The 13,720-nt window shown below is 40.0% G+C and carries 18 protein-coding genes and 1 riboswitch; of the genes, 12 read left to right on the top strand and 6 right to left on the bottom strand.

Annotated elements, in window-relative coordinates; translation table 11 throughout:
- Positions 1-63: 63 nt before the first annotated feature.
- A complete protein-coding gene (locus WKU33_RS17070) occupies positions 64-378 on the top strand; it encodes a CHY zinc finger protein (protein ID WP_340455742.1) in 315 nt (104 codons plus the stop codon).
- A gap of 262 nt (positions 379-640) precedes the next feature.
- Here WKU33_RS17070 and WKU33_RS17075 read toward each other — a convergent pair whose 3' ends face one another.
- From WKU33_RS17075 to WKU33_RS17090, 4 genes are all read right to left on the bottom strand, one after another.
- The gene (locus WKU33_RS17075) at positions 641-1,786 is read right to left on the bottom strand and encodes a conserved virulence factor C family protein (protein WP_336253317.1); all 1,146 of its coding nucleotides are present in this window, start codon (positions 1,784-1,786) and stop codon (positions 641-643) included.
- A 350-nt stretch (positions 1,787-2,136) separates the two neighbouring features.
- Positions 2,137-2,580 carry a YueI family protein gene (locus WKU33_RS17080; RefSeq protein WP_336253316.1) on the bottom strand — a complete coding sequence of 148 codons (444 nt, stop codon included), beginning with the start codon at positions 2,578-2,580 and terminating at the stop codon, positions 2,137-2,139.
- A gap of 138 nt (positions 2,581-2,718) precedes the next feature.
- Positions 2,719-2,895, bottom strand: coding sequence for a YfhD family protein (locus tag WKU33_RS17085; RefSeq protein WP_156856095.1), 177 nt, complete (start codon positions 2,893-2,895; stop codon positions 2,719-2,721).
- Positions 2,896-2,913: 18 nt separating this feature from the next.
- Positions 2,914-3,546, bottom strand: coding sequence for a spore coat protein (locus tag WKU33_RS17090; protein ID WP_370459745.1), 633 nt, complete (start codon positions 3,544-3,546; stop codon positions 2,914-2,916).
- Between the two features lie 282 nt (positions 3,547-3,828).
- Here WKU33_RS17090 and WKU33_RS17095 point away from each other — a divergent pair, with 282 nt between their 5' ends.
- From WKU33_RS17095 to WKU33_RS17115, 5 genes are all read left to right on the top strand, one after another.
- The gene (locus tag WKU33_RS17095; protein WP_340455745.1) at positions 3,829-4,776 is read left to right on the top strand and encodes an MBL fold metallo-hydrolase; all 948 of its coding nucleotides are present in this window, start codon (positions 3,829-3,831) and stop codon (positions 4,774-4,776) included.
- Positions 4,777-4,926: 150 nt separating this feature from the next.
- Positions 4,927-5,421, top strand: a complete 495-nt coding sequence (locus tag WKU33_RS17100) for a CBO0543 family protein (protein ID WP_340455747.1) — start codon at positions 4,927-4,929, stop codon at positions 5,419-5,421.
- Positions 5,418-6,200, top strand: coding sequence for a hypothetical protein (locus WKU33_RS17105; RefSeq protein ID WP_188856624.1), 783 nt, complete (start codon positions 5,418-5,420; stop codon positions 6,198-6,200). Before WKU33_RS17100 ends, WKU33_RS17105 begins: the two co-directional genes overlap by 4 nt.
- A gap of 6 nt (positions 6,201-6,206) precedes the next feature.
- Positions 6,207-6,668, top strand: a complete 462-nt coding sequence (locus tag WKU33_RS17110; protein ID WP_336253272.1) for a hypothetical protein — start codon at positions 6,207-6,209, stop codon at positions 6,666-6,668.
- A 404-nt stretch (positions 6,669-7,072) separates the two neighbouring features.
- On the top strand, positions 7,073-7,837 hold the full coding sequence (locus WKU33_RS17115) for a hypothetical protein (protein ID WP_156856090.1): 765 nt from the start codon (positions 7,073-7,075) through the stop codon (positions 7,835-7,837).
- 56 nt (positions 7,838-7,893) lie between these two features.
- Positions 7,894-7,995: riboswitch (purine riboswitch) on the top strand.
- 250 nt (positions 7,996-8,245) lie between these two features.
- Here WKU33_RS17115 and WKU33_RS17120 read toward each other — a convergent pair.
- Entirely contained in the window at positions 8,246-9,016 is a 771-nt protein-coding gene (locus WKU33_RS17120; protein WP_336253273.1) for an exodeoxyribonuclease III, read from the bottom strand.
- A 293-nt stretch (positions 9,017-9,309) separates the two neighbouring features.
- Between WKU33_RS17120 and WKU33_RS17125 the strand changes: the two genes are divergently transcribed.
- From WKU33_RS17125 to WKU33_RS17140, 4 genes are read left to right on the top strand one after another with little or no spacing between them, the layout of a single operon-like run.
- The gene (locus tag WKU33_RS17125; RefSeq protein ID WP_188856621.1) at positions 9,310-9,690 is read left to right on the top strand and encodes a GntR family transcriptional regulator; all 381 of its coding nucleotides are present in this window, start codon (positions 9,310-9,312) and stop codon (positions 9,688-9,690) included.
- Entirely contained in the window at positions 9,687-10,376 is a 690-nt protein-coding gene (locus WKU33_RS17130; protein ID WP_340455750.1) for an ABC transporter ATP-binding protein, read from the top strand. Before WKU33_RS17125 ends, WKU33_RS17130 begins: the two co-directional genes overlap by 4 nt.
- On the top strand, positions 10,373-11,215 hold the full coding sequence (locus WKU33_RS17135; protein WP_188856619.1) for a hypothetical protein: 843 nt from the start codon (positions 10,373-10,375) through the stop codon (positions 11,213-11,215). Before WKU33_RS17130 ends, WKU33_RS17135 begins: the two co-directional genes overlap by 4 nt.
- Before the next feature lie 12 nt (positions 11,216-11,227).
- On the top strand, positions 11,228-12,481 hold the full coding sequence (locus tag WKU33_RS17140) for a hypothetical protein (RefSeq protein WP_340455752.1): 1,254 nt from the start codon (positions 11,228-11,230) through the stop codon (positions 12,479-12,481).
- A 20-nt stretch (positions 12,482-12,501) separates the two neighbouring features.
- Here the strand turns inward: WKU33_RS17140 and WKU33_RS17145 are convergent, their stop codons facing one another.
- Positions 12,502-12,840 carry a thioredoxin family protein gene (locus tag WKU33_RS17145; RefSeq protein ID WP_188856617.1) on the bottom strand — a complete coding sequence of 113 codons (339 nt, stop codon included), beginning with the start codon at positions 12,838-12,840 and terminating at the stop codon, positions 12,502-12,504.
- Positions 12,841-12,966: 126 nt separating this feature from the next.
- Here WKU33_RS17145 and WKU33_RS17150 point away from each other — a divergent pair, with 126 nt between their 5' ends.
- Together WKU33_RS17150 and WKU33_RS17155 are read left to right on the top strand one after the other, a co-directional pair.
- Positions 12,967-13,170 carry a hypothetical protein gene (locus tag WKU33_RS17150; protein ID WP_156856083.1) on the top strand — a complete coding sequence of 68 codons (204 nt, stop codon included), beginning with the start codon at positions 12,967-12,969 and terminating at the stop codon, positions 13,168-13,170.
- Positions 13,171-13,499: 329 nt separating this feature from the next.
- Positions 13,500-13,703: an SHOCT domain-containing protein gene (locus WKU33_RS17155; RefSeq protein ID WP_229782608.1), complete on the top strand. Its 204-nt coding sequence runs from the start codon at positions 13,500-13,502 to the stop codon at positions 13,701-13,703.
- The last annotated feature ends 17 nt before the right edge of the window (positions 13,704-13,720 follow it).

Below are 13,720 nucleotides of genomic sequence, written 5' to 3' on the forward strand. Positions count from 1 at the left end.
GAGTTCATTATGTTTTATCTAAAGTATAATTAACGTCTACCAGTATAACAAGGAGAGGATGGAATGAAAAAAGTATATGGTTTTACAGTGGACGATGAAACGCGTTGTACTCACTACCAAACGAAAAAAGACATTATCGCTATCAAATTCAAGTGCTGCGATAAATACTACCCATGCTACAAATGCCATGCAGAAGCGGAAGATCACAAGCCGATATTATGGGAAAGGACGGAATACGATGAAAAAGCTGTGCTATGCGGTGTCTGTTGTAAGGAGCATACGATTGATGAATATTTGCACACGGATCGCTGCTTAAGGTGCGCATCTCTATTTAATGAAGCTTGCGAATACCATTATCATTTGTATTGGAAACGGTAGTAGAATAAATGCTAGTCTTTAATATCGGACAAAGGAGGTTGAACAAATGGCTATAAGTAATGAAGAATTATATACTAACTATTGATAACCGTGGCGGTATATATAAATAATTTGAAGAATGTTAATGAAGAATGAGTACTTTTTCAAGGACTACTTTATATTGTGACACTAGTTTCATGAAGGTTACTAACACTATATTACTTTTCCAATCAAAAAACTCCTAAAGCCTCCTCATACCTCTTACCAGCTTTAGGAGTTCATTTTAATCTTTTTTCGAAACAGCCTGTGTCATCTGATGCCACACCGATCCCTTCGCTTCCTCGCCGCCTTTAATTCGCTCCAAGGCGAGTTGCACTTGCATGCGTACTTCAAATTCTGGATCATTGACCTTTGCTTCAAGGGCAGGAATGGCACGTTCGTCCCCGACTTCATAAAGGAACATGGCACCTCTCCAGCGAACGATCTGACTTTTATCATCCAATGTTTTAATCATTTCTGGGATTGCTTCTGTAAACCCAAGGTCGGATAGACAATCTCCTGCTGTTCGCCTTACGTTCACTGCCTTGTCTTTTAGTGCTTTATACAGTGATGGCAGCACTTCCGGTTCTTCAATCATGCCAAGGTAAGCAGTTGCGAGTCTCCGGACAGATGCCTTTGCATCATCCAACGCTTTATCTAACAGCGGAAGATGCTTAAGCGTTGGTTCAATAATTTTATCGAGTGCTGCATAACGCACTTTCCAATCGGGATCATCCAGTACCTCTAATGGTATGTTATCATCTGAGTCACGTTCCAGTTCCGAAGCGTCGCGATCCTCAATAGCAAGTTCAACAAGCTGATTGAGCTTTTCCTTATCATGGGTAGCAATCAGTTCTTCCACTACTTCTTTACCAATTTCATCACTTTTTCCGTAACGGGGATCCTGTTCAACCCATTTACGTTCGAAAATGAAATTTTCCGACGCCGCAGTTGCTTTCATGATTGCTTCTTGGAATTCTTCCGGAAGGCCGAAACGTTTCTCATCATCGCCTTCTTCTAGCTTTACTTGGATTGGAATACCACGGAAAAATTGGACGAACACGTTTATTTCCCCGAAATCTTGTGTCGGTTCGCTTGCATCTTCCATATGTAAGTCCTCGACAGTTTCTTCCGACCCAAACACTTCACGCACTTGAGGAAGGAGTTCTTCCCAAGGAACTTTCGGAGCTCGTGCTAGTGCAATGAAATCAACGACACGATAAATATTTTTAACACCTCCAATTTGAAAGAGCTCTTTCACATATTCAGGAGCATTTGTTAAGTCATCACCAGCTTTATAATTATAATTTTCACCAGCTGGAAGTTCCTCACTCACATTGATTTTCATGGAGTGGGGGCTTGGCGTCGGTTCAATTGAAGTAATTCTCACCGTAAAAAACCTCCTAAGACTTCCCGTTGTATAAGAAACTATGAAATAAAAATGCTATGGCAACTTAGGTATCTAGGGCTAGCCGCGTCCGGCTCAGCGCCCAGCAACTATCAAACTTCACACTCCTCCAATCGATAAGTCAACATCAACTCAAAGAGAAAAGGAAGGCCGACTAAGAACGGGCCAAGGTCCAACATCGGCATACCCCTAAAGGGGCATGTTTCCTTTATCTCATTCCGGTAAAAGGGAAGTTTGTACGTTGCTACGACGCACAGGATGTGCTAGTACAGGCGTTGCGACAGGACGTCGCGTACTTAGCCTGTAAGGGCGCTTACGCCTTTGCTTCTCGTTTACCGGAACCAGTTTTTAATTTTTGAACGCAGGGTTTCTTCTTTTTTCTCTTCCTCATTTTCTTCTTCTGGTTCTTCTTCTTTTATGAAGATTTCTTCTTTATCAATGGCGTAATCATACGTTAAAACAGCGCCAATATCGGTAGAATTTTCTTCGTTGGTGATTGTAGTATAAGGGATGTTGTACTTTGTGGCGAGTGCTTTTTCCTCTGTTAGAAATCGGTAGGCAACATGTCCATTCATAATGAGCCTAGTACCGGGATGTTGCTGCATCGCCTCTTCTAATTTTTCGAGTCCGGAGTCACTCATGACTTGACCGATTGTAAGGGCAATGACAACCCGTTCGCGCAAGGTACCGAGAAACCGGATTCTTTCATCTTCTTTTGGAAGACGGATACCGTGTATCCCTTCTGTTATATAGTCATCTACATTTTTTTTGCTCATTGTTAATCATCCTTTAGAAGATGTTTTCTTACTTTAAATGTACGTGAATCATGACTAAAAATCAACTAAAGGCAGTTCTACCTGCGATCTTTTCCAAATGAAAAATCAGGTCTCCACCATGTGAAGACCTGAAGTTTGTCATTTATTCTTAATTCTTCGGATGGCTGCTCGATCCCTTGCTTGAGCTTCCCAGTCGTCCGCGTCGGCAAACTCATCGGAAAATTCGACATCCATTCCGTCGCTATATTTTAATTGGTGCTTCGGTGTTTGACCTAATGCAGCATTCTTCCTTCTCTTGTGTTCATCTCTACCCATGATAAGTCTCCTTTACGTTTAATGAGGCATTTGTCCTTGAACTTTACCAAAGCTGTTTATATAATTTTGCATGTCTTCTTGTTTCAGTTGTGGTACCTGATAATATTTATTTTTGTTTTGGTAAAGGAAAATTTCGTATGCCATTTCAATGAGGTTCGGGATACTGTCAGCAAATACACGGCGCAGGACTGGATTTGTTGCTTCCAGTGCTGTCGTTGTGAAGTGGGACGCACAGCCCTTTAAATGTCCCATCATAAAACTGGAGTAACAAGCGTCATTGATTTCATTCATCGATTGGGCAGGAGTCTTCGGTTGGCTTGGTTCCATGCCATAGGTTGTATCATTTCCATATGGCATATTATACGTTTGTGTTTTTACAGCTGGCTCCTGACCGGTTTGCAGGGCATCTATAATCGTATTGTACATTTGAGTCAAATACGATTTCTGTCTGGAAAGAAGTTGCTTTAATTCTGGGTCTTGAATATGCTGTTCGTATATGACAGAATGTTCAAGCGCGCCGACTAAGCCATCAATCGCCTCATGAGAATCAAAAAGCTCATGTCCTCCATGACTTACTTGGGCCGGCATTTGGGATGATTCGTTAAAATTTTGATTTTGTTGTTGATTGAACAATTGGATGACCTCCTTCATATGATCGGTATTATTTTCTTCTGATTGAGGAATGTTATGCATGATAAATTTTATCCAAGCGATTTGTGTTCGATTTTTCACGGGAATCATTTGTAATTCCCCCGCCTAAAAAAGAAGTAATCTTTTTTAAGCAGGAGCTAACGGACGCTAACCCCCTGATTGATCTAACTAACATTCCGTGAGAAAAGTACAAAGCTTCAATTAAATGAGTTTCATTTTATACAGGTTACTTGAAATTTTGTTATGATGGGGATAGTTGAAGAATAAGGGGGAAGATGTACCGTGAAGGAAAAGCAACCGATCCAGTTGGATGAACGGATTTCGTTGATTGATGGGTTTGATATGGACATACCAAGCAGGACAGGTACATATGTCATTCAGGAAAAGGAATTGACATTGATTGAGGTGGGGCCGAGTCCGTCGGTGAAATATATTAAGCGCGGGCTTGAAAACTTAAGTAGATCCCTTGCGGAAGTGAGGTATATTATTGTTACCCATGTTCACCTCGATCATGCGGGTGGCGCAGGCTTTTTACTTCAGCAATGTCCAAATGCGACGTTGATTGTCCATCCACGCGGCGGGAGACATTTGATCGATCCGACGAAGCTTGCGGCAGGTGCGCGGGCGATTTATGGTGAAAGTTTCTCGGAAATTTATGATCCGATTGTTCCGGTTCCGGCGGATAGAGTAGTTGAGAAATCTGAAGGTGACACGCTTGATATTGGACCGAATTGCACATTGGAATTTTGGGACACACCGGGACATGCGAAACACCACTTCAGCATTTTTGATCCGGTAAGTAATGGAATGTTCACAGGGGATACAGCGGGAGTCCGTTATGAATTATTACTGCAAGATGGGGTGGAGTTATACTTACCAACGACATCACCAAACCATTTCAATCCGAATGATATGCATGCTTCAATTAATCGCTTTGCGGAAAAAGATGTCGACCGAATTTACTTCGGTCATTTCGGTATGACGGAAAATCCAAAGGAAGCGTTGAAGCAAGTGGCACAGTGGCTGGATATTTATGTGGAAATCGCGGAAGAAGTTGTAGATGAAGGCGGCGACTATAATGAAATCGCTCGCAGAATTATGAAAAGGGTAAAGGAACATTTAAGAGGTCTAGGCATCCAGGATGACCATGAGGTGTACATTATTATTAACTTGGATGTACAGATTAGTGCGCTAGGGATGATTGATTATTTTCAGAAGATAAAGCAGTAAGGATAAATAAGGAAAGCGGGTGGATTGGGACAAGTTCCTGGTTCACCCTTTTTGAGCGGATGCTCCTAAATTAAAAGTGATCACGGGAGCTCGAATACTCCGTGATGAATTAGCAAAGAATAATCTTTAAAGAGAAGGAGATTATTCTTTATGCTTGGACTTATTATTGCCATCATTGTGTTAAACATGGGTGCATTTTTATGGGTGAAGCGACTCGCTAAAAGTCATATCGTTCACATCTGTGTTTTTATTATCCTTTTTCACTTATCAGTTGATCTCTTTTTGAGTGTGAAATACGGGGCATATTGGTATTTCGACAGGGGACTTCAATGGTTGGATGTTCTTCCGGTTGCTCTGTTATCCCCGCCAGCTGCTCTTCTATTTTTAAATGGATATCCAACTCAAAGCTCTCGATTCAAGCGCGTACTATATATTCTGCTCTGGTCCCTAATCATTACGGTTTTTGAAGCTTTAACCATGCTGCCTGGACCATGGGGATTCTTTCATCATGGTTGGTGGAAATTGACATATTCCGCTCTCGTTTATCCCATATTATTCTGCATAATATTGCTTTATTATAAATGGATCCGTGGAATCGACGAGAGCAAGGGGTTTGATCATTTCCCTGAGGAGCCACGAAAATGAACAATTATAATAATGATAATACAGCGAGACGTTATAAAGCGCATGTTAGTTTATATAGCACTACGCAACTTCATCTGAGAAATCCTTATATTAATGCCTGGTGGTCTGCTGCGTTCCCAGGGTGTGGCCATTTACTCTTATCCAAGTACCTGAGAGGGTATTCCTTTTTCTTCTGGGAGATTATCGTGAATAATATGTCTCATTTGAACCTGGCTATTGTGTATTCTTTTACCGGTAACTTTCAGATGGCAAGGGAGGTTCTCGAGCCAAGAGTACTTCTTTTATACTTACCGGTCTATATTTTCGCTATATGGGATAGTTACCGAACAACAGTAGATCTGAATAAGATTTTCATATTAGCTGAACGTGAAAATGCCAGCTTTAATTCTTATGCCATTGGCTCTGTAGGAATTAATTATTTGGATAAAAGAAGTCCATTGATGGCGGTATTATGGTCTATTTTCACCCCGGGATTGGGGCAATTATATATACACCGGGGGTTAACAGCTGCTCTTATGCTAATTTTTTCTATCATTTTTGTTTATTATTCGAATGCACTTATTGCTGTCCATTTCCTTTTCCTAGGAGAAATTAAACAGGCGACAGCATCACTTAACCCGCAATGGTTTTTATTTATTCCTTCGTATTTCTCGTTTGCCGTGTATGATGCTTATGTGAATACAGTGGAAAATAACAAGTTGTTTGAAAGCGAACAACGAAAATTTCTCCAGCAAAATTATCAACAATCTCCGTTTAAAATTCCAGATCTTACGAGGTGAAATAGATTGCAAATTTTTTCTACATTTGAGCATTCAATATATCTTGAACTAGTGATCACCGCAATCGAGGAAATGGGAATACGTAGTGAAAATATTCTTGCGGTACCACTGATAAACCGGATGCAAGAAAGAAAACTACTCGATACACTTCACCGAGCAGATGGTATTAGTTTATTTGATAAGGCGGCCGCAATTGGAACAGCATTTTCTGTAATTGGAACAAGTATCGGCTTTGTATTGGAGTGGGGCCCGATTTTTTGGGGATTAATTTATGGGGCAATCGGATTTATGATTGGATTTATAATTGATTATATTCTTAATAAGGTTGTATATAAAAGAAAAAGGGTTTCGAGGGGAAAGTATGCTGAAGTAATACTAGTGATTAATTGTCCGGATGACCTAGTGGAGAGAGTTGAAGGGCTGCTATGGGATCACCTTGCTTTAGGGGTGGCTAAATTAAAAATGTGATTTTTACTAAATAACAGTGTGAATTTATAAGGATGAGATTATTGTATGATGATCTTATTTCTTCGTTATTCATTTTTAAGATCATTCAATTTTTGCAGCCTGTAGAAGTCGGGCGAGGGTAAATCTTAAATCGTCCCCGTTTGAACCAGATTTGAGGGTTCGGGCAAATTAGGTGCTGTAATCATCCGTTAGAGCTGGATTCGAATTCGTTTGAGTGAATAAAAGTGCTCTAATCGCCTGTTTATTCCGGTCTCTAGTTCGTTCGGGATTTATGAAGTCTATCAGTGAAAAAATTGTGTGAAATAACAAATAAAATTTAAGGTATTATGATATTATTTATGAATAGAGTGCAACTAAGAAAGGAACTAGCTCTCCATACAGAATTTAGATGTTAGGGGATATGTATGAAAGGGGGGACAAGAATACTTATTTTTAGGAAGTTAACTACGACTTTTGTTACGACTTCGCTTCTTTCCATTTTTTTCGCTCTTTTCACGATCAATTTTGGCTCTGAAATGGAATATAATCAAGGAAATCAGTTCCTCGGTTGGTTCTATGTTTATACAATGTATATCGGATTAATCATCCTTTTATATGGAAATATTGTATCCGTGGTGATTGAACTTTTACAGAGAAAGTGGTTTCAACAGTATGATTGGTTGTATGTAATGCTTCTTGGCTTATTTGGATTAGCCAATGGTATCCTGTTTCATAATCTATTGGCCGCTTTGTATGGAATGATGGCTGCGATTCTCTATGGGATTATCGATAAATGGTTACAGGGCAGAAGGAAAAAGGCAAAAGGTATGAAAGCCGCCTTCCTTATACCAATCGCTACCATTGTTATTTGCTGGGGTTATTTACAGATTATCTCACCTCCCCTGCCACCATTTACAGAGGAAGATGCCATTCTCGAGGCAACTTCTGATGAAGATTCAATTACGGAAGGCTTCCCTAAGTTTGTTGGAAAGTGGGAAGAAAGAATTGAGGATTATCGCGTTATAAAAGAAACGAGTGTAGAAGAAATTGGCAAAGAAACGTATCTCGTTACCTTCACGGAAACGTGGGAGAAAGGAGAGGAAAGGGATACGTGGTCGTTTGCTTATAAAGTGGATAGGAACAGTTTAAGTGCTCAAGGTCTGCAGGGTGGTTTTAAAGAGGATTTGTGAGAAGATTGACGTAAATTCATTCGATGAATGCTTTGACAAAAATCTGCGTAATGCTTTAGGTTCAAATTACCGAATCAATGTATAAACTTGGGAATATGGCCAAGCGTTTCTATTAAGTGACCTTGAATCACTGAACTACATGATACAGAAGTTGTTAGGTCAGTCTTGAAGTAACCGAGCTTGAATAAGCGTGGAAACAAATTGGCTCAAGTGTCTATGCACCATTTATGAATGTTTTCTCATTGCCCTACTTGTTATCCCTGAAATTCATATAACGAATCGAGGCACTGCTGATATAACGAATTTTGAGTTGATTAAAACGAATATTTATTAAAAAAGCCATTTTGACTAATAAATTATCAAAATGGCTTTTTCCTTTAAAAATGAATGAGGATATAATAACGTTTGTTATTTGTTTAACATTTCCGCGTCCAACTCCAGCATAATCGGACAATGGTCACTCCCCATCACATCCGGATGTGCCACGGACTGAACAAGAGCGTTTTTTAGCCGCTCCGAAACGATGAAGTAATCGATCCGCCAGCCAATGTTCCGCTCCCGAACCGTCTTCATGTACGACCACCAGGTATAGATCCCTTCCGTATCCGGGTGGAAGTACCGCAATGTATCAATGAAACCATTGGACAGGATTCGCGTCATTTTACTCCGTTCCTCTACTGTAAAGCCGGAGTTACCTTTATTCGTCTTAAAGTTTCTAATATCGATATCTTCATGCGCAACGTTTAAATCGCCGCAATAGATGACTGGTTTTGAAGCATCAAGTTCACGCAGGTATTCAAATAGTTTATCTTCCCATTCAAGGCGCTCCTCAAGCCGTGTTAAATCACGCTTTGCATTTGGCGTGTACACATTAACGAGATAGAAATCTTCGTATTCGAGCGTGAGGATGCGACCTTCGATTTCCGAATCCTCACTACCAACTCCGTAACGGACGTTTATTGGTTTAACCTTCGTAAAAACAGCCGTCCCAGAATAGCCTTTCCGCTCGGCATAGTTCCAAAATTGATGATAGCCTTTTAAGTCCAAATCTATTTGATCAGCTTGTACTTTCGATTCCTGAATACAGAAGATGTCTGCATCTATCTCCTCGAAGTAATCCAGGAATCCTTTCCGGACACAAGCACGTATTCCATTCACATTCCATGAGACCAACTTCATTTTATATTAACTCCCTTTAATTCTAATCGTTTCATCTTGCATAAAGTTTATTGTAACATAAACCTCCGCGGCCGAGGGTTTAGGAGAAAGGGAAATATATTTTAAAAAAGAGATTGACAGTTACGTGTATTAAGCATATAATACAGCATATCGGATGTATTGCGTGCTTAATACGCTCTGTTTACACCTAGTGTACTAACTTCTTAATACACAATTATACCCTCAGTGTATTAAGTGTTTAATACATAAAAGGACATAAAAGATATTAACTTCAGGAAATGAGGAGGGTTATATTGAAGATTACGTTTAATAAACGGGATCCCGTTTACGTACAGGTCGTACAGCATTTCAAAGAGCAAATTGTGAGTGGCAAGTATGAGTTGGGACAAGAAATTCCATCCCGTCGCGAGCTGGCGAATCAGTTGAAAATTAATCCGAATACGGCACAACGAGCATATAAGGAAATGGAGGAAGCGGGCTTGATTTTTACAGAGGGAAATAATCCGAGTCGCATTACGAAGGATGAGCAAGTATTACGTGATCTTCGTACAGAGCTAATAGAAGGTGCAGTGGATCGCTTGATTGCGGCTGTTGAACCGGTTAATATTCCGATCGATGAATTGATTGGGCTAATTCAAGAGAAATATGAAGAACAGAGGAGGGGACAGGTTTGATCGAAGTGAAGAATGTGACGAAGAAATTTGGCAGGAAAAAAGTACTTCAAGGAGTCTCTTTCACAGCGAATAAGGGGGAGATCACTTGCCTGATTGGTGTGAATGGGGTCGGGAAAACAACGATTTTAAATGGTATTGTAAACCTCACACCTATGTCGAGTGGTGAAATTTTAATTGATGGCGAGAAGCTTACAAAGGAAACATATGAAAAAGTGGCTTTCATTCCAGATGCGATCACGATGCTCCCTCATATGCGAATCGAGGAAGCGATGCAATTTATGCAGGACTTTTACAATAGCTGGAACAATGAACGGGCGGAGGAATTATTACAGTTTTTTAAATTGAAAAAGGAAGATCGCATTTCAAGTCTATCGAAAGGGAATGTGGCAAAAGCGAATCTATTGTTAGGGCTTGCTCTTGATGTAGATTATTTATTAATGGATGAGCCTTTTTCCGGAATCGATATCTTCAGCCGGGAGCAAATTGCCGATGTATTCACGAGTCACTTAGTCGAGGACCGCGGTGTTATCATTACGACACATGAAATAAACGATATCGAACATATTATCGATAAAGTTGTACTCCTTGATGACGGGATTGTGTTTAAGGAATTCGAAACGGAAGAGATGCGGGAAGTGGAAGAAAAATCGGTAGTTGACGTGATGAGGGAGGTTTATCGCGGATGAATAATTATCTGAAGTTAGTGAATTTCGAGCTTGGCCGATTTATTAAGATTTATTTCATTCTTGCAGGAATTACGATTGCTTCTCAGCTAATCGCTACGGTGCTCGTTGCAAATAATTATATGAAGCTATTTAACGAAGAAATATATACGAACGGTATGACGACAGAGCAGTTCGTTGAGACTCACGGGGAGTTTAGTTTACTTCATGTGCAGTATTCTCAATTGTTTGATTTTCCCATCATTTTTGCTGCGGCAACCTTAATCATTTATTCCTTCTTCATCTGGTATCGGGATTGGTTGGGGAAGAATACGTTCATCTATCGGCTGCTCATGCTGCCGACAGCAAGAATCAATATATATTTAGCGAAGGCGAGTGCTATTTTTCTGATGGTGCTTGGGCTTGTCGCTTTGCAGGTTATTTTATTAAATGTAGAGTCTAATATTTTGAAATGGATGGTTCCCGCTAATTTGCGAGTGGATCTAGGAATTATGGAGTTTATCGGTAATGCAGTCGGTGGGTTTTCAGTGGGATTAATTATTCCGACGAGCTTCATTGAATTTTTAATCCATTATGGGGTTGGCTTTATGGTTGTGTTTATTTTGTTCACGGCAATTCTTTTTGAAAGAAGTTACCGGTTTAAAGGAATTGCGTATGGGATTGGTTATGCAATTATAGCGTTCGTTGTTTTTTTTGCGCCGTTTGTCGTGGAGATGATTTTAGGAAAAAGCTATTTATATCCAATCGAATTATTTATTCTTGAGGTTTTATTGTGGGTTGTTGTTACAGGGGTGAGCATTTGGGTCAGCAATTATTTATTGAATAAAAAGGTCACGGTATAGGAGGGGAGCTTTGTGAAGAGGTATTGGAAAATCGTAATTCTGCCACTTTTTATTGTTATAACATTTGGCGTTTTATATGTGCATCACGCAATTGCTAAGGAAAGTTTGCCGCAGATTGAGCTGGTGAATGTTTCAGGTAATGAAGAGAACAGGGAAGATATCATCGTTTACGGTGATTATGTGACATATGAGGGTTCCGTTTGGGAATCGTTTAGACTTAGTACAGATGGGGTTAAATATTCTAGGGATCAAAATTTCTTAGAACAATTTAATGCATTCTTCCAACCACAGGAAATGGAGCAGTTGATGAATGAAGAACGGAATTTTATGAGAGGGAAGGAAGAAGATCCAGCTCGATTTGTTGATGATGGGGAGCGGATAGCATATGCCGGACCATCAAATATTTACTTTGAGTCAAACGAACTTGAGGTGGATGTACTGGATAGAGAAAGTCGGGAAAGAAAATCGTTTAAGGTGGATATACCGGATAGTGAAAGAACGGATCACTCGTATGTAGAACAAGTACAGCTCCTTAATGATACACTTTATGTGGCAACTGTTAACTTTATTATGGAGGATAAGGAATTACATGTCTATGAAATTTCGCTGAGTGATGAAACAATTGAGGACCAGGGTGCCATTGTGAGTGATTCAGTTCATAGTTATTTTAATGTATTAAATGATGGTTTGGGGATTCAACAACAAGGATATCTCGTTGTTAGAGTGGAGGATATCGAATGGGATGAAGGTATGTATACTTCAGAGTTAGTTGGGGAAGAATACTTTATTTATGATTTAGAGACAAAAGAGAAGCAGGTCATTGAAGTTCCGGAAGAGTTTGCAACTGCAGAGGAAGAATACAGGACGACAGGGCAAGACTACATGGAGGAAGAGCAAGAATTGGATGAAGAAGTGATCTATCCGATGAACTATACGAGTATCGGAAAGGAAGAACTTTACTTTATAACTTTCACGTCTGATGGGCTGAAATACTATCCATATCATTTGAAAGAAAATAAGCCTGGTGAGGAAAAGGAAATCAGCTTTGACGAGAACATTTTAAGCGGGCTTTCCGGAGTTTACCCTAAAGGAGATCATCTGTATTTCCATAGTAATACAGGAGAAGATGGGAACCAGAAAAAATTGTTTAAGGTTGACCTCGAAAGTGGTGAAACCGTCTATGAGGGAGAAATCAAGCTTACCGATGTGCCGAAAGAGACGCATGCTTATAATGTAGAAATCTATTCAATCGAAGAAAAACGGTAAAGAGAAACGTGGCTTTAGCATTAGTCTAGAGCCACGTTTTTATATATTTTATCAAGCTTTTCCTCGAGTAAATCCATATGGACGATTCTTGCTTCCCGAATATATTCTTTCCCTTCCACAAACAATAAGAGAACGGGAATGGTGAAGATGGAAAAGCGCCCAGCCACTGCTTCCACATCATCTGCATTAATGTGAGCGGGATGAATCTGGGGATAGTTCTCCAGCAAGCTTTGCACCTTCGGGAGTAAGGCATGACAGACACTGCAGTTGGTTCGTGAAATATATAGGAAAGATAAGGGGTGGCAATTGATGAAGTCGTCAATTTCTCGAATGGAATGAAGCTCTTGGAATACGCGCATGCTATGACCTCCAAATGTAAGATTTATTTTATTATTATAACAGGGAAGTGTGCTTAAACCATGTTTAATGTTTATGTGGACTTAAAGCGGGAAAATGATTAGAAAAAAGAATCTGAGGTGAACGTAATGAATGATAAAGATAAAAGTTTTGAAAAAGTCCCAGAAAAGAAGCCGAAATGGAATGAAGAGCGCCGCAATGAGCTTGATGAATTCAAACAACAGCAGCATGTTGATGACATCCCTCTCGAAGATTTGAAAATCGAACAAGAAGATGAAAAAGACAAACACAAAACAAAAGACAACTCCCAAAGCGAACAAAAATATAAATAGCGGGACATGGGGTCAGAGCATTTGTCCCAGTTTGGGTCATCCGAGTTAAGGCGTAAATTCACATAACCAGTTCCAGTTGGTGCTAGTATTTGTTGAAGAGGGCAGTGATAGTCTGGATCAGTCCCCACAAGCAATAAGCTATTTTCGGAAAAGTTATTGACAAGCTCGCTCACTGCCCTTCAACGAAAAGAACTGATAACAGTCATCACTTCCCCGAATATTAAACACAAAAACGACCACTGACATATGAACATACATGTACTATTCACCGCTCCATTAGTACCCGAACAAGTACACCTAGGTCCTATTGAAACAGGAGGTATACGATTATGCCCGAAGCTATGATTATCCGATTGATTGTTACTGCGGTTGTGCTCGTAATCATTGTTGTTATTCTCATCCGCTTTCGAAACGGTAATTCAACGGAGGCGGGTCCTTCTGATTCGCTCGACATCATGAAAAGGCGTTACGAAGAAGGTGAGATTACGAAAGAAGATTATGAAGAAGCAAAAAGGCGTCGAGGGAAAAAATAAACTGGGACAGGGTCTCT

Source organism: Oceanobacillus sp. HCA-5259 (assembly GCF_037892815.1).
In the GTDB taxonomy this organism is placed as follows: domain Bacteria; phylum Bacillota; class Bacilli; order Bacillales; family Amphibacillaceae; genus Oceanobacillus; species Oceanobacillus indicireducens.

What these genes read in the sequence shown, in the direction of transcription:
- WKU33_RS17070 (WP_340455742.1), top strand. Translation starts at nt 64, where the DNA reads ATGAAAAAAGTATATGGTTTTACAGTGGACGATGAAACGCGTTGTACT.
- WKU33_RS17080 (WP_336253316.1), bottom strand. Translation starts at nt 2,580, where the DNA reads ATGAGCAAAAAAAATGTAGATGACTATATAACAGAAGGGATACACGGT.
- WKU33_RS17085 (WP_156856095.1), bottom strand. Translation starts at nt 2,895, where the DNA reads ATGGGTAGAGATGAACACAAGAGAAGGAAGAATGCTGCATTAGGTCAA.
- WKU33_RS17090 (WP_370459745.1), bottom strand. Translation starts at nt 3,546, where the DNA reads ATGAAGGAGGTCATCCAATTGTTCAATCAACAACAAAATCAAAATTTT.
- WKU33_RS17100 (WP_340455747.1), top strand. Translation starts at nt 4,927, where the DNA reads ATGCTTGGACTTATTATTGCCATCATTGTGTTAAACATGGGTGCATTT.
- WKU33_RS17105 (WP_188856624.1), top strand. Translation starts at nt 5,418, where the DNA reads ATGAACAATTATAATAATGATAATACAGCGAGACGTTATAAAGCGCAT.
- WKU33_RS17115 (WP_156856090.1), top strand. Translation starts at nt 7,073, where the DNA reads ATGAAAGGGGGGACAAGAATACTTATTTTTAGGAAGTTAACTACGACT.
- WKU33_RS17120 (WP_336253273.1), bottom strand. Translation starts at nt 9,016, where the DNA reads ATGAAGTTGGTCTCATGGAATGTGAATGGAATACGTGCTTGTGTCCGG.
- WKU33_RS17135 (WP_188856619.1), top strand. Translation starts at nt 10,373, where the DNA reads ATGAATAATTATCTGAAGTTAGTGAATTTCGAGCTTGGCCGATTTATT.
- WKU33_RS17145 (WP_188856617.1), bottom strand. Translation starts at nt 12,840, where the DNA reads ATGCGCGTATTCCAAGAGCTTCATTCCATTCGAGAAATTGACGACTTC.
- WKU33_RS17150 (WP_156856083.1), top strand. Translation starts at nt 12,967, where the DNA reads ATGAATGATAAAGATAAAAGTTTTGAAAAAGTCCCAGAAAAGAAGCCG.
- WKU33_RS17155 (WP_229782608.1), top strand. Translation starts at nt 13,500, where the DNA reads ATGCCCGAAGCTATGATTATCCGATTGATTGTTACTGCGGTTGTGCTC.